This is a genomic window from Poriferisphaera sp. WC338 (assembly GCF_050931845.1).
Classification (GTDB): domain Bacteria; phylum Planctomycetota; class Phycisphaerae; order Phycisphaerales; family Phycisphaeraceae; genus Poriferisphaera.
The window spans coordinates 3,098,303-3,117,964 of record NZ_CP194516.1; the positions used below are offsets into that span (position 1 = coordinate 3,098,303).

15 protein-coding genes and 2 tRNA genes are annotated in these 19,662 nt (G+C 49.6%); 7 read left to right on the forward strand and 10 right to left on the reverse strand.

What is annotated here, in order from left to right:
• Positions 1-12: 12 nt before the first annotated feature.
• The 3 genes from ACQ6WK_RS12775 to ACQ6WK_RS12785 form a co-directional block, all read right to left on the reverse strand.
• Positions 13-1,488: an iron chelate uptake ABC transporter family permease subunit gene (locus ACQ6WK_RS12775; protein WP_432797768.1), complete on the reverse strand. Its 1,476-nt coding sequence runs from the start codon at positions 1,486-1,488 to the stop codon at positions 13-15.
• An 80-nt stretch (positions 1,489-1,568) separates the two neighbouring features.
• Positions 1,569-2,297, reverse strand: coding sequence for a metal ABC transporter ATP-binding protein (locus tag ACQ6WK_RS12780; protein ID WP_432800403.1), 729 nt, complete (start codon positions 2,295-2,297; stop codon positions 1,569-1,571).
• 105 nt (positions 2,298-2,402) lie between these two features.
• Positions 2,403-3,395, reverse strand: a complete 993-nt coding sequence (locus tag ACQ6WK_RS12785; RefSeq protein ID WP_432797769.1) for a metal ABC transporter solute-binding protein, Zn/Mn family — start codon at positions 3,393-3,395, stop codon at positions 2,403-2,405.
• A gap of 222 nt (positions 3,396-3,617) precedes the next feature.
• On the opposite strand from ACQ6WK_RS12785, the gene ACQ6WK_RS12790 reads away from it, so the two are divergent.
• On the forward strand, positions 3,618-4,280 hold the full coding sequence (locus ACQ6WK_RS12790; protein ID WP_432797770.1) for a metal-dependent transcriptional regulator: 663 nt from the start codon (positions 3,618-3,620) through the stop codon (positions 4,278-4,280).
• A gap of 152 nt (positions 4,281-4,432) precedes the next feature.
• Positions 4,433-6,451, forward strand: a complete 2,019-nt coding sequence (locus ACQ6WK_RS12795; protein WP_432797771.1) for a potassium transporter Kup — start codon at positions 4,433-4,435, stop codon at positions 6,449-6,451.
• 64 nt (positions 6,452-6,515) lie between these two features.
• Here ACQ6WK_RS12795 and ACQ6WK_RS12800 read toward each other — a convergent pair whose 3' ends face one another.
• The 3 genes from ACQ6WK_RS12800 to ACQ6WK_RS12810 all read right to left on the reverse strand — a co-directional run bounded on the left by ACQ6WK_RS12800 (position 6,516) and on the right by ACQ6WK_RS12810 (position 9,018).
• Positions 6,516-7,370: a Gfo/Idh/MocA family protein gene (locus tag ACQ6WK_RS12800; protein WP_432797772.1), complete on the reverse strand. Its 855-nt coding sequence runs from the start codon at positions 7,368-7,370 to the stop codon at positions 6,516-6,518.
• 53 nt (positions 7,371-7,423) lie between these two features.
• Positions 7,424-8,620 (reverse strand): AGE family epimerase/isomerase, encoded by a 1,197-nt coding sequence (locus tag ACQ6WK_RS12805; protein WP_432797773.1) that lies wholly within the window; start codon positions 8,618-8,620, stop codon positions 7,424-7,426.
• A 324-nt stretch (positions 8,621-8,944) separates the two neighbouring features.
• A tRNA-Lys gene (locus ACQ6WK_RS12810) sits at positions 8,945-9,018 on the reverse strand.
• Positions 9,019-9,336: 318 nt separating this feature from the next.
• On the opposite strand from ACQ6WK_RS12810, the gene bamD reads away from it, so the two are divergent.
• From bamD to ACQ6WK_RS12830, 4 genes are all read left to right on the forward strand, one after another.
• Complete coding sequence (gene bamD / locus ACQ6WK_RS12815) at positions 9,337-10,521, forward strand: outer membrane protein assembly factor BamD (RefSeq protein ID WP_432797774.1); 1,185 nt, start codon at positions 9,337-9,339, stop codon at positions 10,519-10,521.
• A 76-nt stretch (positions 10,522-10,597) separates the two neighbouring features.
• Positions 10,598-11,167, forward strand: coding sequence for an LPS assembly lipoprotein LptE (gene lptE, locus ACQ6WK_RS12820; RefSeq protein ID WP_432797775.1), 570 nt, complete (start codon positions 10,598-10,600; stop codon positions 11,165-11,167).
• A 301-nt stretch (positions 11,168-11,468) separates the two neighbouring features.
• Positions 11,469-13,577: an ATP-dependent zinc metalloprotease FtsH gene (gene ftsH, locus ACQ6WK_RS12825; protein WP_432797776.1), complete on the forward strand. Its 2,109-nt coding sequence runs from the start codon at positions 11,469-11,471 to the stop codon at positions 13,575-13,577.
• 470 nt (positions 13,578-14,047) lie between these two features.
• Complete coding sequence (locus tag ACQ6WK_RS12830; protein WP_432797777.1) at positions 14,048-15,055, forward strand: hypothetical protein; 1,008 nt, start codon at positions 14,048-14,050, stop codon at positions 15,053-15,055.
• Positions 15,056-15,164: 109 nt separating this feature from the next.
• Here ACQ6WK_RS12830 and ACQ6WK_RS12835 read toward each other — a convergent pair whose 3' ends face one another.
• Positions 15,165-15,464, reverse strand: a complete 300-nt coding sequence (locus ACQ6WK_RS12835; RefSeq protein WP_432797778.1) for a hypothetical protein — start codon at positions 15,462-15,464, stop codon at positions 15,165-15,167.
• Between the two features lie 97 nt (positions 15,465-15,561).
• On the reverse strand, positions 15,562-16,620 hold the full coding sequence (locus ACQ6WK_RS12840) for an N-acetylneuraminate synthase family protein (RefSeq protein ID WP_432797779.1): 1,059 nt from the start codon (positions 16,618-16,620) through the stop codon (positions 15,562-15,564).
• Positions 16,621-16,850: 230 nt separating this feature from the next.
• On the opposite strand from ACQ6WK_RS12840, the gene ACQ6WK_RS12845 reads away from it, so the two are divergent.
• Positions 16,851-16,923, forward strand: a tRNA-Lys gene (locus ACQ6WK_RS12845).
• A 162-nt stretch (positions 16,924-17,085) separates the two neighbouring features.
• Here the strand turns inward: ACQ6WK_RS12845 and ACQ6WK_RS12850 are convergent.
• Entirely contained in the window at positions 17,086-17,850 is a 765-nt protein-coding gene (locus ACQ6WK_RS12850; protein ID WP_432797780.1) for an ABC transporter ATP-binding protein, read from the reverse strand.
• Between the two features lie 72 nt (positions 17,851-17,922).
• Positions 17,923-19,656: an ABC transporter permease gene (locus ACQ6WK_RS12855; RefSeq protein WP_432797781.1), complete on the reverse strand. Its 1,734-nt coding sequence runs from the start codon at positions 19,654-19,656 to the stop codon at positions 17,923-17,925.
• Positions 19,657-19,662 lie beyond the last annotated feature (6 nt).

The following is a 19,662-nucleotide window of genomic DNA, read 5'->3' on the forward strand; positions in this document are numbered from 1 at the left end:
CCGGTACGTGGATCAGCTGGTAGCATGCGGGCTAGGCGGTACATTCCTGTCGGGCTGTTGTTCGTGTAAAAGAATTTCAAGCCGACGTACAAGGTCAGCGGGCAGCACATGCTCGATTTGGTCGGCGTCACGATCAACGTGGCTTGGAGCAATATCAGCATGTGTGATCAAATAAATCTCCCAAAGGCGGTGGTTACGAGCAATGCGTGCAGCATCATGAAAGCCCTGCTCTGTCAACGTACAAACATCACTCACACTGAGACGAATGAGTTCAGCTTTTTGTGCACGACCAATCAAATGGCGAAGCGTACGAGCATGCCAACTGCGTACAAGTAGTAACTCGGATATTCTGGCAGAACGATGACGGATCGGAACAGAAGGCTGATTTTCATTTTCTGCGGAAGCTTGCTGCTCAAGATTTTCGTAGATAGCACGGAGTAGGTTTTGCATGCCGACGGTTCTATTAAGCCGGAGACGCTCGATTTCACGGAAAAGTACGCCGCGAGATGAACCAAAGATCATGCTGATGATGAAGAGCGCTGCAGCAACCACGACAATAACAGCACCAGCAGGTAGATTGGGTTGCAGCGCACTCATAATAGCGCCGAACCAACCACTGAGCGCGCCGATGAATCCTGAGAGAATAAGCATGACGTGAAGTTTTTCCGTCCAAAATCTCGCTGCTGCTGGAGGAATGATCAGAAATGCGATGATGAGAATGAGTCCAACAGCCTGCAAACCTATGACGGTAACACCTGTCACCAAAAGTAAGATCATGATGTCAAGCAGAATGACAGGCCAACCTTGCGAACGAGCATAACCGTCATCAAAGCACAGCAATGTAAGCTCTTTCTGGAGGAGTAATGAAATAAACAGAACAATCGCAGTGGCAACGACAATAAGCTTGAGGTCTTGCATGACGATCGAAGCGGTTTTGCCGTAGATATAGTTTTCAAGTCCCGCAGCACTACCTTCAGGCATGTATTGAATGAGACCAAGCAGTGAGATACCAATACCAAAGAAAACACTGAGAACAATGCCCATCGCGGCATCATTCTTCAAGCGCGATTGTGTCCTGATGACAAGAACACATAACACCCCAATCACACCAAGAACACTTGCTCCGAGGAGAAGAATAGGCAGATTTTTACCGTTCCCGCCGAGCAAAACAAGGATGATAAAAGCGATCGCAATGCCAGGAAGTGTTGCATGTGAAAGTGCATCACCCATGAGTGATTGCTTGCGGAGAAGCAGAAAGCTACCAATGAGTCCAGCAGCAAGACCTAAAATCGCAGTACTAATCACAACCAACCGCGTATTGTAATCCTGCAGTGTGAGTACACGCCAAAGCTCAGACCATGAAGGAATGACGAAAGCCTGATCGTTGAGTGAGTTAAGTTCACCAGCTTGTGCAAGTAGAACTGATACTGAACTATGCGTTTCACCAGTTGCGAGGGGCGCAATAAATAACAGCAACAGACTAATCATGATGAAGCGAATCACGGGAGTGTACTTTTGAAATTGCAGTTTCAACTGTATGGCTTTCAAAAACGTTGCACACAATACTATTAACGAAGGCGAGACATTGCCTGAGCAGCCTCGTCGAGGAGCGTGAGCTTGCCACCGTAGGTCTTTTGGAGATTCACTTTCGTGAAAACCTGGTCGGTTGGCCCAGCTTCAACAATGCGCATATTTAGCAGCACAACCCAATCGAAATACTCCGGAACCGTCTGCAGGTCATGATGCACGACAATAACCGTTTTCCCATATTTTTTCAGTTCATGAAGAATCCCGACAATAGCTTTCTCGGTAGCTGCATCAACCGCAGCAAAAGGTTCATCCATAAAATAAAGCTGCGCATCTTGAGCGAGAGCGCGAGCGAGGAAAACGCGTTGTTGTTGCCCACCTGAAAGCTGACTGATCTGCCGATGCCCGTAATCTGCAAGACCAACACGATCGAGTGCTTCCATTGCTGCTCGTTTATGTTTTTTAGAAACAGGAAGACACCATCCGATTTTCCCGTAACGCCCCATGCAAACAACATCTAATGCACTAACTGGGAAGTCCCAATCAACCGATTCTCGCTGCGGAACGTAGCCAACGACTTTACGTTGTTGGCGATAAGTTTTACCGTAAACATTAACGCGGCCAGAAGCTTTGGGGATAAGATCAAGACACGCTTTGATCAATGTGCTTTTACCAGCACCATTTGGACCAACGATGCCGACCAGCTTACCTTCAGGAATATCAAGATCGATATCCCAAAGGACAGGCTTACGGTGATATGCCACAGTCATATCGTGAATCGCCAAAGGCGAATTCGAAGGATGTTCAACAAGCGGCTCAACGGTTTGTTTCAGAGGTTCCATATGATTGCTTTCGTGCAGCGAAACATATTGCGGCTACTTTTCTTCGTGATTCTCTTGAGGCAGCTTGCCTTGAAAGCCGCCTTCAGGCACATCCCCACCAAGGGCACGGGTGATCAAAGTCGTGTTGTGATCGAGCATGCCGATGTAGGTACCCTGATAGGTACCAGGCTGTCCCATAGCATCTGAAAAGAGCGTGCCTCCGATACGTACATCATGATCTTGAGCTTGTGCGCCTTCAACCAGAGCACGAACGTTTTTGTCGGCAACACTAGATTCAACAAAAACCGCAGAAATATTGTTCTCAACAATGTAATTGACCAGCGCGTTGAGGTCTTTCACGCCGGCTTCTGATTCAGTAGATAAACCTTGAATACCACGCACTTCGATACCATAGGCACGGCCAAAGTAATTGAATGCATCATGAGCAGTAATCAACACGCGCTGTTTTTCCGGAATCGACGCGATCGATTTTTTGGCATAGGCATCCAAAGCCCGGAGTTGCTTAACATAGTCTTCCGCATTTGTTTTATAGTCCTCAGCATGTGAAGGATCGAACTCGGAGAGTTTACTAGCCACAACCTGCGTTGCCACGACCCAACCACTAACATCCATCCACACATGCGGATCGTAATGATCCTGTTCAGTGTTCATAATGTAGCCGTCATCTTCTAACAACAACTCGGTAACAGGATGAACAGGCTTACCGCTACGTGCCACTTTTACAAGCACATCACCCATTTTCCCTTCGAGCATGAGGCCGTTATAGAAAACAACGTCCGCCCGCATCAGATGCTTAAGGTCACCTCGCGTCGGTTTATATAGGTGTGGATCGACCCCCTCTTTCATCAGGCCGACAACTTCGACATGCTCACCACCCACAACACGAACGATATCGGTGATCATGCCAACCGTAGTGGTGATGCGGTAAGGATATTTTTGGGGTGCTGCATCGCTTGGTGCGGCAACTGCCAACAACAATACTGCAACAATAAGGGGTAGTACGAGACGATAACCTTTGCCCAACATGAAGGTCTCCTAAATCATGGCCCGCAGTACGATCACTCTGTATAACTGATCAGCTTGCAACGGACCTGATGGTGATTAATTAGCGAATTTACGATATTGAGTCTATAAAAATATAGTCTTTGACTAGTCAAAGTCAAATTGCTGGTATATTCTAATGATTAAGCCCACTAGAAGCCTGTACGGCTGGGTTGACCCCACATAACCGCCACTACGAGGCGCTTTATGGCATCATCTACCGTCGAAAATTACTTAAAAACACTCTATGCCATGCAGCAAGTGGCCGGCGAAGGACTCATTCCGCTCGGTAAGCTGGCTGAAGCATTAAGTATCACTGCCGGCACCGCCACGATCATGATCAAACGATTGGCGACCGAAGGCTATGTGGATTACGAACCTCGCAATGGGGCAAAACTCACCAAAGTCGGCCGTAAGAAAGCGCTGGATGTTCTGCGTCGGCACCGCCTGATCGAGCTTTTCTTAGTCGAGGTCGTCAAACTCGACTGGTCCGAAGTTCATGAAGAAGCCGAGATTCTCGAACACGCCATCTCAGATCGCCTGCTACAAAGAATAGATGACATGCTTGGCAACCCAACGCATGATCCACATGGCGACCCAATCCCACAACCCTCAGGTGAAATTGTTGAACGTAAACTTATCTCACTCAGTAGTGCCGAGCCCGGTCCTGCAACCATTGCCCGCATCTCCGATCACTCGCCAAGCTTTCTTCAGTTTATTGATGAACAAGGGCTGACACCCAACACCGAAATTTCTCTCGTCTCTCACGATTTAAGTGCCGACACCGTCACGATAACAAGAGAAAATCAAACCCTTCAACTCGGACGCAGTGCTGCAAGCAAGATCATGCTGATCGACATCAATCATTAGCGCTGACCAATAACTTGAATGACAACCCGACAACTTGTGATAAGTAAATTTATCCCAGTACTTACTCGTGTTTGCCTTAGCCTTTATGCAAGATGCTCACTTGATTGATTGCTACTTTTTGACGAAGCAGTATCTAACTGCTGGCAATCATTATGAACGATCATCTACCACATGATCCCGATAATCCTGAAGACTTGCCCCACACACAAGACCACACAGACAGGCAAGATGGCGAAGCTGTATCCGAATCCTCACCAAGTACAGATGAAGATGCAATCCTTTCACTTCATACCCCGCAACAAAAAAAACGCGGACCGCTGATTGCTCTAACCATTGGTGCAACAGGCGTCGTGTTCGGCGATATCGGCACCTCCCCTCTATACGTACTAAAAGCCTGTTTTTCTAGTCAATTTGCGATGCAAACCAGCGACTTAAGCATCTTCGGCATACTCTCGATGATCTTCTGGGCCCTCCTGCTCGTGGTTTCAATGAAGTACATCCTTATTATCATGCGCGTTAACTACGAAGGTGAAGGCGGCATCTTCTCTCTCCTAAGCATCTTGAGAGCCAAAGCAAAACATACAAGCCGTCGCACACTCAGTATCATCACACTCGGCGCGATTGTCGGTGCAGCACTTCTATACGGAGACGGTGTCATCACGCCAGCAATCTCCGTCATATCGGCCGTAGAAGGATTAGATATTGCTTCAACTGAACTGCGACCATATATCGTGCCCATATCAGCTGGCATTCTACTGGCACTTTTTCTATTCCAGCGTTTCGGTATCGACAGAATTGGTTTCACTTTTGGGCCACTCATGGTGATCTGGTTTATTACCATCGGAGTTCTCGGGTTTCTCCAGATCACAAAACATCCGGAAATTCTTGCCGCAGCCAATCCCGCATACGCCGTCATGTTTTTCTATGAACATCCCGCATTAGCATTTCTCGTCCTTGGTGTCGTGGTCTTATGTATCACTGGTGGTGAAGCTCTCTATGCTGACCTTGGACAGTTTTCACATCTTTCAATTTCAATTGCATGGTATGCCATTGTTTGGCCAGCATTACTACTAAATTACTTTGGGCAAGGCGCATTACTGCTGCAAAATCCAAATGCTGCAAACAATCCATTCTTCTCACTTGTACCGCAATGGATGTTGTATCCGATGGTTGGACTCGCCGCGACTGCAGCGGTTATCGCTTCGCAAGCGATTATTACCGGCGCGTTCTCACTGACCAAGCAAGCCATTCACCTTGATCTATTGCCGCCGCTTAAAACTCTACAAACATCGCATCAAATCTCGGGCCGTGTGTATCTACCGCAAATTAACCACATCATGATGGTCATATGCATATTAATTGTGATCGGATTTCAATCATCCGACGCACTTGCTGGCGCGTATGGCATTGCAGTCACTGCTGTGATGGTGCTAACCACAACTCTTTTTATTGCGACAGCAAGTATTATTTGGAAAAGATTTTTCTGGTTACTTCTCCCGGTATTTGTGGTCATCTTCTTCATTGATCTATCTTTTTTCGCAGCCAATACGCTAAAAATAATCTCCGGCGGCTGGTTACCTATCCTCATTGCCATCATCATCGCCATCGCAATGAATACTTGGCGACGAGGCAGAAAGATCGTCTTGCAGATCCGTCTGTCGAAAACAGAAAAGATTGCACAGTTCGTTCAACGTATTGCAACTGAACAGCCACCTCGTGTTAAAGGTACAGGTGCATTTTTAACCGTTAACCCACAGCGCGTTCCGGCAGCACTTCAAAAACTGTATACCCGCTTGCCAGTGCTACCAGAGAAAATTGTGATTGTCAGCATGATCCCATCACGGCAACCGCGCGTAGCAAGAGGAGATCAACTTGAAGTCAAACCAATTGGCACCAACTTTTGGCTTGTTAATGGTTATTATGGCTATCTTCAACAGCCAGATGTTTGGCGTATTTTTTCGTTTGCATGCAAAAAACATATACCCGTTGATCCATCTCAAACAACTTTCTACATGTACCATGAATACCTACTCCAAACGGGTAAAACCAAACTTTGGCGATGGGAAAAATTGCTTTACATTTGGCTTTCACGAAACGCATACACACAACGCACGAACATCAACTTGCCAACGGACCGAATCATTGAAATCGGATCGCAAACAAAAATCTAGCCTACACATTTAAAAAGCAGGCTCAACGCCTGCTTAAACTTTGTGTTATGTGATATAAGTTTTGTTATCGCGAGATCCATTGGTTACCTTGAGCCAATGAATCTGATACCGCCTGGTAAAGCCAGCTTTCGGTTTCGAGCATGGAAGGCGTGATGCAGGACTGACCGGTTTGGTAAAAACGCGCCACTTCCTTCATCATGTTCCCGTAGAAGATGCGATGGTCACCAGGTTCAAAAGTAGTGATCTTGTTGTTAACTTTAACGCCGAAGGACCAACCGAAGGCTTCCCACATATTTTCCGCATCACGAACTTCGATAAGTGCGGTGCGTCCGTCTTTGTATTTAAGAGTTACTGTGGTAACGTCCTCAGTCCCGGTATGTATGACGCCAGCAAGATCATCGCCCATCAGACGAAGAACAGGTGCAAGTGTGTGGCAGGCATACCATGGCCAGGTGCCCATGCCGCGAGCAAACATGCTGGTAGGCACAGCGCTGAGATCGGCGGCAACTTTTTCAACACCATCGCAGAAACGCAGCGAAGATGAGCTAATCATTGGAGTTTGATACTGTTTACAGAGATCGAGCATCTCTTTTGCTTCGTCGTACTTGTTGGCGAGATACTTGTCGATGTAGAGGGGCTTGCCACTGCAGCAGGCTTCGCGGGCCAGTGTAAGATGGTCGTCGATGTTGTCCGGCGCAAGGACCATAAGCGCGTCAGATTTTTCGATGACCTCTGCGATGGAATCGCATCGCTGGACGTTGTTCTCGGCGCACCAATCTTTCTCAGGATCGGCGGGATCGGTTTCATAGGCAAACGTGAATTGGATCTCTTCGCTTTTTAGTTCGTTAGCAAAAAGATCTATAAAGATGTTTGTATGGAAATTGTCTAAATGATGATCAATAAGCCCGACACGAATCATGGTGTAACTCCTATGGACGAGTAAATGGTGATACAGGCTGTATTTGATGGGAATCAGACGATCAGTCCCTTTTGTTTGATCATTTCGAGCAGCTTCCAGCATTTGATCTGCATGCGTGGGAGATGGAATGGCCCTTTGTAGATGGTGCCCTTGGCAGTGTTGGAAATAGTGCCGTCACGCAGAAGGTAGCCAAACCATTCGCCGTGTTCTTTATCGGGGAAATGGGCGTAGGCCCAGTCATGAACCTGGGTGTGCATATCGAGGTATTTTTTGTCAGCAGTAAGGTAGTAGGCATAGAGCGTGGCGATGATAACTTCGTTATGGTTCCACCAGAACTTCATGTCGTGCCAGTATTCTTGCGGTGGCTTGTTCATGACGTCGCGGTAATAGAGGATGCCTCCGTGGGTTGTGTCCCAGCCCCATTCCCACATCCAGTCGATGATGGTGCAGCCGGTTTGGATCATGTCTTGATCATGATCGCGATGGACGGCTTCATCGAAGATGAACCATGCGGCTTCGATGGAGTGACCAGGGTTGAGCATGCGGCCATCAATATGATCGATGATGCCGTTGTCGGGGGCAACGGATTCGAGAACGGCTTTGTGCTCGTGGTTCATGAAGTCGTTTTTGATTTTTTTATAGCAATCTTCGGCAAGCTCATGGACCCATGATGAACCAGACGCTTTGCGGACTTCTTGCGCAACATTGAGAAGGATCATGGGGACGACGAGTGCTTTTGAGGGGCGGTTGTTTCCGAAAAGTTTTGGTTCAAGTGCGCCGGGTGTTTCGATGAGGTGGATGATTTTTTTGAGGAGTGCTTCGGCTTCTTGTCCAACGGCGGCATCGCTAGTGGCATGTGCGTACGCTGCAAGCGCAACAGTCATGAAGCATTCGGAAAAGAAGTATCGGCGTTTACGGATGGGCGTACCGTCTTGTTCGACATGGAAGAACATACGACCGTCAGTGTCGAAGCCGTGCTTGCGGAGGAAATCGAGTCCTGATTTTGCAGCGGCGAGCCATTCGGGGTTTTGTTCGACCTGGTTGTAGAGTGTACTGAGTGTCCAACTGAAGCGGCCTTGGAACCAAATGGATTTGTCTGTGTCGAGCAGGTCGCCGTTTTGTAAACGGAGAGTTGTGTAGCCGCCGAATTCTTTGTCGATGGCGCGTGGGACCCAGAAAGGGACGGTGTCTTGGAGGAGTCCGTCGCGGTATGTGGTGAGAAGATGATCGTAGCGTTTCTGGTCCATCATGAATCCAATCGTTGAAATTTGACGGTAATGCGCATGCGATGCATACAGCGCATCACTACGTTAACGCAGCAAAGTTTTTTAACGGATGTAACCACTGAGATGGATTCGCTCACACGGTATGCTAACAACGGTGACGAATACTGAGAGCATTTTAGCTTAAAGCGGCGGTTATGTAATGTGCGACTAGTGGGAAGGTATGATCTTTCTTTGGTGTGAGTCGGTGTGGGTGGTAGGACATGAAAGAGATCATAATCGCAAGCAAGATTGATGTTGTGTATGTATTAAAAAAAACAACGCCTTGCGATATGCAAGACGTGCTTAAAGTGCCCCCTCTAGGATTCGAACCTAGGACCTGCGGATTAAGAATCCGATGCTCTAACCAACTGAGCTAAGGAGGCATTTGGTGGCTAACGAAACATTTTTAGCCGTTTGAACTGTCTAGCCAAGCATTTTAGATGACCCCGAGGCGCTGTCAAGATTCGCTTGTCCGGTGTGGAAGATTCAAATGAATGCCGTGCAGATCAAGCCTGAGAAGAAGCTTATGGCGACTGAAGAAACTGAGGTCATGTGGTGAGTTTGCACACAATTTCCCTCAATTCCGAGTATCATGATGCATGATGCACGTCGGCTGCTCGAAGCACGGATACCCGACGACTTGACCACCTTGGCCATTGGTATATAAACACTTGCAAACATGGATGTTGGAGCCACAGTTCATGCAGCACACACGCACGATCTCGTGCCCACAATCTGACTGGAAAACCAAAGCGTTTGGACGTGGGTTTATCGCGCTGTTTTTGCTGTCGAGCCTACTTCTGTTTTCACAGGCTGGCTGGGCTCAGGAAGAATTTGAACTTGCAGATGACAACTGGCAACGACTGACAAGCTACCCAGCGAACTCGCCCGAAGGGAAGCTGCAAGCGATCCGCAAACTGATTGCAGAAACTAAATACAACGAGGCAGAGGAAAAAGCGAAATCGTGGATTGGACAATATCCAGACCATCCGATGCTGGTCGAAGCTTATCTGCTTTCCGGTGATGCAAAGACCGGACGGAAGTACTACTACAAAGCGCTTTATGATTACGAAAAAGTGATTTCGGACTATCCCGCATCGGAACAGTATCACACCGCCTTAGAGCGGGAGTATCAAATTGGTCGGCTGTTCCTGACGGGAACCAAACGACGACTTTTTTCCCTGCCAATCGTCCCCGCGGATGGCGAGGGTGAAGAACTCATGATCCGAATTCAGGAACGTGCACCCGGTTCAGCATTGGCCGAGCGTGCATCATTGTTTTTAGCTGATTACTTTTATGACCTCGGCGACATGAAAGATGCTGCGGAAGCATACGATTTGTTTTTGACAAACTATCCTGAATCGCTGCAACGTGAATGGGCAATGTTGCGATTGATCCGCGCATCGCTGGCAAGATTCAAAGGTCCAGAGTACGACCCAACGGGTTTGGTGGAAGCACAAACGCGCCTGCTGATTTTTGAACGTGAATTCCCTGCATCTGCAGAGCGGATTGGGGCGAAATCACTTTTGACCCGCATCAGTGAATCGCTTGCATTGAAAGACATCGCAGCTGCAGAATGGTATGCCGTCCGTGGCAATAACATCTCCGCAGCAGTGGTGTATCGCCGTGTAGTACAGGACTATCCGCAAACCACCGCTGCTCAAACAGCTCTGTCGCGGTTAGCAAGCTTGGACATCCCCAACAAGATCAAGCTTGAACAGATCGGCACCTCCAAAACCGAGTACATTGACATCAAGCAGGCGCAGCAACTCAACCGCCCGCAGCTTCGTCGTGGGGAACAAGAAAGCACAGCCGAATCACCTGCAGAACGGTTGCAAAAATCGCTCCGCGGTGCGGACACACCGCCAGGCAACCCTGAATATTGATCCTCTTCAGAATCGATGTGCTTGCGCACTATGCGCTGTATAGTTAGATCAAAATTGACAGAACCAAGGAGTTATCGTGAACCATCCCAAGGCAAGAAATCAACCTCTGAAAAAGGCGATTGGCCTGCTGTTACTTCTTGTCCTGCCGATGATCATGACCGGCTGCGGTTATTCAGCACACGGCATCTACACAGACAAATACCAGACGGTAGCTACGCCGTTCTTTGAGAACCGAACAGATTACCGCGGGCTTGAGGCGGACTTGTCAGAGGCGGTAGCCAAGGAAGTTGAATCACGAACACCATACAAAATTGCAAGCCCTGCATCGGCAGATACCGTGCTGCAGGGAACCATCACACAGTTCCAGCAACAGGTACTCATCCGTCGTCGTAACGGGAACGTACCGGAGCAAATGGAAGTTCAAATGACGATTGATTTTGAATGGAAGGATTTGCGAACTGGCCAAACAATCGTCAATCGTAAGGGATACCAAGCGATCGGCCGATACACGCCATCGAATCCTGTCAGTCAGGTTTTTGATATCGGGCAACACCGCGTGGCCGCTCGGATGGCTGAACAGATGATTTCGACCATGCAAATCGAGTGGTTACCGGACGATGACAAATCATCGGCAAAGAGTGAATAAAAAAAGGGTGGGACCGGTAATATCCTTGGCCTTTTGTGGGAAATAAGGCAGATCACCTGATGCCCTGCCCTGTAAGCACCGCATGGCAGCACAGACACACGAAAAACCATCGGGCTTGCGGCCTATTTCCCCGCTTCCGTAAGCAGACTCATAACATCCTGTATAAACTCATGCGGCAGCCCCCCCTTTTCTGCCGATATTCCTTGGGATAACAGCGGATTTCGCTGCCGCAAGGCACAACTGACCGCTGCAATTACACACAGAACCGAATTGGTCCCCGGCAGCAACCAAAGGATCGTACATGCCTGACCCCAAAGACGAGATGCCCCACAACGACGATGACGACAACGGTGACGAGAACCAGTCTCCCAAACCCGGAGAGCCGGGCGGTCCGAATGGACCCAAGCCGCCGAATTTTATCTCGCGCTCGGCCATGACATGGATCATCATGGCAGCACTGTTGGTGTTGCTATTGATCATGTTCAGTTCGAACAGCCGAGGCGGCGAAGAAATCGATTGGATCGCGTTCAGCAATTATGCGAAATCGAATGCATTTGAAAACGATTCGGTGCGAGCGAGTGACTCACAGATCTCTGGCACGATCAAACCGGGCACACCGGGATTAGCATCAGAGTATGCCTCCACGGGAAAAAAGGTTTACGTCACCGCAATCACCAGCGAACTGATGACTGAATGGATTCAGGAATTGAATGCGTTGGGTATCAACAACGTAGGCAAAATCTCGAATCATCTCTTGATGAATCTACTCATCAGTTGGGGGCCACTGATCATCATTGGCTTGTTTATCTACTTCGTGCTGTTCCGTTCGATCCGCGGTGCCGGTGGCGGACCCGGCGGGATGCTCGGGTCGTTTGGCCGATCCAAGGCAAAAATGATGAGCAAGGAACACTCGAAGATTCGCCTGAACGACGTAGCGGGGATTGACGAAGCGAAAGACGAAGTCGGCGAGATCATCGAGTTTCTCAAGAACCCGAAGAAATTCCAACGACTAGGTGGCCGTGTGCCGCGCGGTGTGCTGCTAATGGGTCATCCCGGTTGCGGTAAAACGCTGTTAGCGAAAGCAGTGGCAGGTGAAGCGGACGTACCATTCTTCTCTATCTCTGGCTCCGATTTCGTTGAAATGTTTGTGGGCGTGGGTGCATCCCGCGTACGTGACCTGTTTAAACAAGCTAAAGAAAATGCGCCGTGCATCATCTTCCTCGATGAGATCGATGCGGTAGGCCGCCGACGTGGGACAGGATACAACTCCGGCGGACACGATGAACGTGAGCAAACCTTGAACGCGATCCTCGTCGAAATGGATGGCTTTGAATCATCAGACCAAGTGATTGTCATGGCGGCAACAAACCGCTCTGACGTTTTGGACCCTGCCCTCACGCGGCCCGGCCGATTTGACCGCCAGATCATGGTCCCCATGCCTGACTTGCCAGGACGGTTTGAGATTCTGAAGGTGCACGCAAAGAAAGTGAAGATGGGACCGGATGTCAATCTGGAACGCCTTGCTCGCGGCACGCCAATGTTCTCAGGCGCCGATCTTGAAGCGATCATCAATGAAGCAGCCATCACCGCCACGCTTGGGAACAAGGATTTTGTTGAGCAGGTTGATCTTGAAGAGGCACGCGACAAAGTGAAGTGGGGCCGAGCACGTAAATCGCACAAGATTGAAGAAGACGAACGACGTGTGATTGCGTACCACGAAGCCGGCCATGCCGTGGTGACACACTTCGATCCAGATGCAGATCCTGTTCATAAGGTAACAATCATCCCACGCGGGCAAGCGCTGGGCGTGACATATATGTTGCCAGAGAAGGACAAGCATATCTATTCCAAGAAGCAATTGCTTGCGATGATGCGCGTGTCATACGGCGGACGGATCGCAGAGAAGAAATTTACCGGTGATATGTACAACGGAACGGCTGGCGACATCCGTCAAGCATCCAACATCGCGCGAGCCATGGTAACGGAATACGGCATGAGCGAGAAAGTCGGGTTCCTACTGTTCGGTCATGACGAGCAAAAAAATCCGTGGGAGCAGCCCGACAAACTCTGCTCGGACAACACCGCGCAGGTGATTGACGAAGAAGTTAAAGGCTTCATTGATCGTACGTATCACGAAACCGAACAACTCATTGAAAAGCACGCACAACAAGTTGAAGATTTGGCGCAAGCGTTATTGAAATATGAGACGTTGAACTCAGATGAAGTCGACAAGATCATGGCTGGCGAGAAGCTGACCAAAGCAACCGTCAGCGAGCTGCTAGAAGCCGAAAAGAAGAAGGCCGCAGAAACAGCCAAAGCAGAAGAAGATACTCCCACGCCAGGATCAACACCTGGACTCGACAGCACATCCGAAGACCACGGAACACCCGGAAGCCCGCACCCCGCCTAACAATTGATACTTCCAATCGCATTCAACAAGCATCGCTCATCGCGGTGCTTTTTTTGTGACAATACTATGCATACATTCACCTAAAACCCGCCATCACCTTCCTAGTAAACAACTTGAAGCTATCTCCTACTGACCAAACCCATTAAGATAGCTTTCGTCTATTCCAAGAGGCCGATCGTATGTATGAGCTGCAACCAGAAGACGAACTACCTCAAATCCCCAAACCCTATGGCGACACGGCTATACCATCGCAAGAACGCAGAACCGGGCAGCGAATTTTCTCGCCGATCACCGATGAGATTGAGATTGACTTACCGTGCATGGCGTGCGAATACAATCTGCGTACACGGACACGATTTCAACAATGCCCGGAGTGCGGGTCATCAGTATTGGAGTCACTCAATCATTTTACGAGGCTGCTCGGCTCACCCACATGGCTAGGGCATGTTAAAAACGGGTTACTTGTCCTGTTGATTTCTATCTATGCCTACCTCGCCTTAACTGTATTTACGTTTTTAATGTCGATGCTCTCAGGTGCGATAGGTGGCGTGGCTGATATGTTCGCGTGTTTGAGTTCATCACTCGTTCTAGCAGTATCTATCAGCGGAATCGTAGGTGCCTATATTTTTACCGCCAGAGAACCGAACCAATATCAAGAGATTGCACCTTCGAACAGCCGATTCCTCACACGATTGTTTCTGACTCTTTCTTTGATTTGTATCCCAATCATCTTTGTTGGTGTTTTCATTGGCATTGCATTCCCACTGTTTTTTATTTTGATTGCCCTGTTGTATTTCATACAAATTTTCTGCACAGTAGCGTTTGTATGTTCCCTGTTTTTCTATGCCGCCTACTTGGCAAATCGAATCACAAAACCAGGGCTTGCGAAGTTTGCTAAATGGTTGGGCTGGGGAGCAGGCGGAATGGCTGTGTTATCAGTACTCGTGGTTGCAGGCATGATCATCTTTTCCATCTTCTCAGTTAGGGCAGCCATGGCACCTGCGCCAGTTGCCGCCCCCACCTCCCAAGTAACCGCACAAACCAGCACATCGCAAGCACCAACAATATCGACCGGCGGTAACACTCAAACACAAATTGCATCGCCCATCGCCAACGCCACACTGATTGATACCTACGAAGATGAATACGAACAGGATGATGGCACCGTCTTAGTGTATGTCACCAACACATATGACAATGACTACATAGAAGACTATGAAATTACCAAGGATGCAACAGGCACCATAATCAATCAAACGCAACCCACGTATCGCCAGAATACAACCCCCTTTCAATCCTATTTGTCATGGCTATCACTGATCGGCTTTGGTGCATGCTTTGTTGCAGTCTTGGGTCTCTTGATTTCCGTACTGGGATTGATTTGCCTGACAAAACTTTATACTGAGATCAAGCGACTCTGGAGCCGCTCTACACAATTTCATTCGTCATCAACCTCACACACCACGGTGATTTCTTAAGATTATCCAGTCACCCATCAAAAAAACGCACATCTGTCCCCGTAAAGACAGAAGTGCGTCGTATCGCAGTCGCATCAGCGAACTTTCAATCGAATAGTTTTATCTAACGCTAAGCTGCTTCTTTGCTGTTATCTTCATCATCATCTTGCGGATTGATTTCTGGCTCTGGCGAATCAAGGATGTCATGGTCTGGCCAATCCGTATCTTCAATCGCTTGCATATTCTCAGCAGTAACATCTATTGCAGCTTCAGCCGCTGGAGCTTCAGGAATGTCCTGTATCTCTTCGGCTGGTAGATGATGTGCTTGCATTTTTTGACGAAGCTTGTGTAGCCGCCATGCAACATAACCACCCCACGCATAACTTGCGATGATGTATATCCCGATACCCCACATCAAATACTTCAGCATGACCACACGCTCCAGCGATTGCCGCTCGCTGAACCCCAATATCCCGCTTTTAAACCATCGGGTCCATCGTCTTGCTGGATTGAATTTACCGCTATAGCTAGGCTAAATCCTCAACGAATAGCAAATCTCCCGCGTTCTTCGTTTTCATCAGCCGCTTACCAATAACTGCATCAAATTGCATAGCAGGAATACCACTTCCCGGACGACGAACCTCCAAATCATCTCGCCTCATAATGTGCCCTGCAAGCAAATCAGTCCGTACACAAACACTCTGCCGACTGAGTTGTCGAACTTCCCGCTCTACCTCACGCACCCCTTTCCAACGAACCCCCATGACTTGTTCTGCCACACGAATACCCTGTACATAGTCCGCAAAACTATTTGGCTCTAAACTTACTGCATGATCTGGCCCATCTGCATTCCGATCATAAGTCAGGTGCTTTTCAATAACGATCGCACCAGCCGCCACCGCCAAAGCTCCCGTCACAATTTCTTGCGTATGATCCGAATAACCCACAGGCAACCCGAAACGCGACCACATCGCTAACATCCCGCCAAGGCCAGCTTCTTCAATAGGTGTCGGATAACTCGACACACACTGCATCAGCGCCCCACCTGCTATTTGACCACGGAGGAGTTCAGCCGCAAATTCAAGCTCATCAAGTTCACAGGTACCTGTTGAGATTAGCAACGGCACACCCAGCCGTGCAGCCTTCCCCAACAACACTGGGTTCACAGCATCTGGCGAGGCAATCTTGACGGCATCGATATCCAATCCGCCCAATTCTGATACGTCGCCTTCACTGAAAGGTGTCACAATAAGCTTCAATCCAACTGCCTTCACAGCACTGGCAATCTGCTGGAGATTGTCCAAAGACAGCACCAACCGCCCAAGCATCTCGCCAACATCAGTCTCATTCGCATCACGCTGATAGGCCGCAAGCTGCGCCTGATTGCTCAGCAGCCGGTCTGGATGGAAATATTGAAATTTGACCGCATTGGCCCCCGCATCCGCCGCCGCCTGCACCAAATCTATAGCCCGATCGATCTGCCCGTCGTGATTCACACCGATCTCAGCAATCACACAAACCCGTGCTGCCTGAGATTCATCCGCCACCAGAAATAAACCACTATCCCGCTGTGCCTGCGTACTCATGCCCGCATCGTACCCCTAGGGGACGTAACCCGCTAGCCCGACTTACGCTTAGCTAAGAGGCTTTTTTTTCAGATTGATCTGAGTCCGACAATCCACACTGATCAGTGGTCAGCTTTACCTTTGCGCAGCATTTGTTATCATTTGCTGCTCATCAGGATGCATTTGCTGGCCCTGACACTGATATATAAACACAACAAGTCAAAGATTGGCTCGCCAATCGTGACTTGGGCGACCGGATAGCTCAATTGGTAGAGCATCGGCCTTTTAAGCCGCAGGTTCTGGGTTCGAGTCCCAGTCCGGTCACTTTATTTAATAAGGACTTACGATCATCACCCGATCGTGAGTCTTTTTTTGTAGCAAATCGGAAACTGTGGCAGCAGACGTGATGATCCCTTGCCCCGACACACTCCGTTTTTCGATTTGATACGCGATCCCAAATAGGTTCTCAATTAACATTCGCTATGGCTAGATCAAGATGGCAGGATCATTGAGTTGTAGGCGCACAGTGGATGGCCCCTTGTGGCGCGGCTGTATTGTGCAAACTTCATCAGGCGGCGCAGTCAATAACAAACGACCGTCCTTCATCACCGAAACAAGGTCCGCCACAAGCAGTGCCTCGGCAGGATCATGCGTTACCATCAGTGTTGCGACATGTGCATCCCGCAATACATTGAGCGTGACTTCACGTACTTCATCACGCAACAACGTATCCAATCCGGTAAATGGTTCATCCAAAAGCATGAGCTTTGGATCACGTGCCAGTGCGCGTGCCAACGCGACCCGTTGTTGCTGACCGCCACTGAGCGTGTGGGGCATCGCATCGGCGTAGTCGGCAAGCCCAACGCGATCAAGTAAATCCAAGGCATCGGAACGGCGCTGTGTTCGCCCACGCCGATTCATACCAAAAGTCACATTCCTTAACACCGACAAGTGAGGGAAAAGCGCGTAGTCCTGAAAGACGTAGCCGACCGCACGATGCTCGGGACGTACTTGTTTTTGCCAGCGATCCGCAGAACTCACCGTCTGCCCACCCACCACAATTGATCCTTGTGTCGGGCGTTCCAAACCCGCAAGCAAACGCAGCAGTGTCGTCTTGCCGCAACCCGATCCGCCGAGTAAGCAGTGAACCGTGCCTGGCTGGAGATGCAGATTGATGCCATGAAGTATGCGAGGGCCGCGTCCATATGTAAAAGCCAATTCATTGATGGTTACCAATGAATTAGACTGCACGTTTTGATCGTTTTTTTTAGGAGTCAATGTCATAAGCGGTGTAACAAAATGCATGTTGGTATGGATCGTAAATCATTCAGTGTTCTTCTTGACGGGCGCGCGGCGGGGTGCAAGCAGCGTTGCGAGCAGCGCCACCGGGATGAGCCCGAGCGCGATAATCAGCAGCGCTGAGAATGCGGCTTGGTCAAGTCGCTCGTCACTGGCTAGCTGATACGTGCGAACAGCAAGGGTATCAAAGTTGAACGGTCGAAGCATGAGTGTGACCGGCAATTCCTTCACGACATCAACAAATACCAGCAACCCTGCCGCCAGAACCGAAGCGCGTAGGATCGGCAGATGCACGAGAAGCACAAGCCGCCAGCGCGAAGCACCGAGCGTGCGTGCTGCATCATCAAGCGAAGGACGCACGCGCTGAAAAGCAGATTGCAACATCGCAAGGGCGACGCCAAGGAACCGGGTTTGGTACCCCAGCATAACGGCGAAGGCAGTACCTGTTAACAAAAGTCCCGGCCGTGTGTTAAACAACCACTGCGTCAGGTCATTGATCCGGTGATCCAGAAATGTCAGCGGGATCAGCACACCCAATCCAAGCACGGTGCCGGGCAGTGCATAGCCAAGCGAAGTCACGCGCGCCGCGATGGCAGCTATCCGCCCTTTACTCAGACGGTGGGCGTAAGTGACCAGCACCGCAAATACAACGGCCACAACTGCGGCGATCGATGCAAGCAGCAATGAATTTTTTCCGTGGCTGATAGCGATCTCAGCACCTCGGGCATCACCCGTCATGATTGCACGATAGACAAAAATCCCAGCTGGAACCATAAAGCCCGCAAGCATAGGCAATCCGCATAAAAGCATCGCGAGCGCTGATGAGATCGGGCCCAGCCGCTTACGTCGAATGGTTTTAAAACGGTTAGAGAGTTGATGGTGTCGAGCGCGACGGCGCGCTAAAGCTTCAAGACATACCGCCAAAGCAACAATACCCAGCAAAAGAGACGCAAGTTGGGCGGCCGCAACATGGTTTTCCAATGAACGCCAAGTGTGATAAACACCCGTCGCAAGTGTGTCGACGGCGCAGTGTTCAACAGCACCAAAGTCGGCCAGTGTTTCCATTAACACCAATGCCGTTCCTGCTGCGATCGATGGTCGCGCCAACGGCAGCGCGACCGACACAAAGGCCCGCCATGGTCCGCGGCCGAGTGTGCGTGCAACTTCCAATGTGCAGGCAGATTGCTCAAGAAAAGCTGTACGTGCCGCCAAGTAAACATAAGGATAAAGCGTGGCAGTAAGAATAAAGATCGCACCCCCGCGCGTACGGATATCTGGAAACCAGTAGTCGTCCCGATTCCATTCGAAGGTCGCGCGCAGCCAAGTTTGTAACGGTCCGGAAAACTGTAGCAAGTCGGCGTAGGCGTAGGCAGCGATATAAGCCGGGACCGCTAAAGGTAAAATCAGCGCCCATGAAAACAAACGCCGGCACGGAAAATCACAAGTGGTCACCAACCAAGCCGTCGCGGTTCCGATGCCTGCTGCACAAGTACAAACGCCCACCGCAATGATCAATGTGTTGATCAAGTAGCCGGGCAGTCGCGTCGCGGCCAAGTGCGCCCATTCGCCTTGAGAGTCTTGCGTAAGACTAAACAACACCGTACCAATCGGCACCACCACCAGCGCACTGACCGCCAATGCCAACAACGTCCAAGCCGAAAATGACGGCAAAGCAAACCGGCCAACGGAGTTGGTTGAAACGAAACCGGGCTTCTCGGTTGAGACGCCCGGTGGTGTGGGTGAATTAGAAGTGGTCACGGCATC

Excerpts from the sequence above, each read along its gene's own strand:
- ACQ6WK_RS12775 (WP_432797768.1), bottom strand. The coding sequence starts at position 1,488 with ATGATTAGTCTGTTGCTGTTATTTATTGCGCCCCTCGCAACTGGTGAA.
- ACQ6WK_RS12780 (WP_432800403.1), bottom strand. The coding sequence starts at position 2,297 with ATGACTGTGGCATATCACCGTAAGCCTGTCCTTTGGGATATCGATCTT.
- ACQ6WK_RS12785 (WP_432797769.1), bottom strand. The coding sequence starts at position 3,395 with ATGTTGGGCAAAGGTTATCGTCTCGTACTACCCCTTATTGTTGCAGTA.
- ACQ6WK_RS12790 (WP_432797770.1), top strand. The coding sequence starts at position 3,618 with ATGGCATCATCTACCGTCGAAAATTACTTAAAAACACTCTATGCCATG.
- ACQ6WK_RS12795 (WP_432797771.1), top strand. The coding sequence starts at position 4,433 with ATGAACGATCATCTACCACATGATCCCGATAATCCTGAAGACTTGCCC.
- ACQ6WK_RS12800 (WP_432797772.1), bottom strand. The coding sequence starts at position 7,370 with ATGATTCGTGTCGGGCTTATTGATCATCATTTAGACAATTTCCATACA.
- ACQ6WK_RS12805 (WP_432797773.1), bottom strand. The coding sequence starts at position 8,620 with ATGATGGACCAGAAACGCTACGATCATCTTCTCACCACATACCGCGAC.
- bamD (WP_432797774.1), top strand. The coding sequence starts at position 9,337 with ATGCAGCACACACGCACGATCTCGTGCCCACAATCTGACTGGAAAACC.
- ftsH (WP_432797776.1), top strand. The coding sequence starts at position 11,469 with ATGCCTGACCCCAAAGACGAGATGCCCCACAACGACGATGACGACAAC.
- ACQ6WK_RS12835 (WP_432797778.1), bottom strand. The coding sequence starts at position 15,464 with ATGCTGAAGTATTTGATGTGGGGTATCGGGATATACATCATCGCAAGT.
- ACQ6WK_RS12840 (WP_432797779.1), bottom strand. The coding sequence starts at position 16,620 with ATGAGTACGCAGGCACAGCGGGATAGTGGTTTATTTCTGGTGGCGGAT.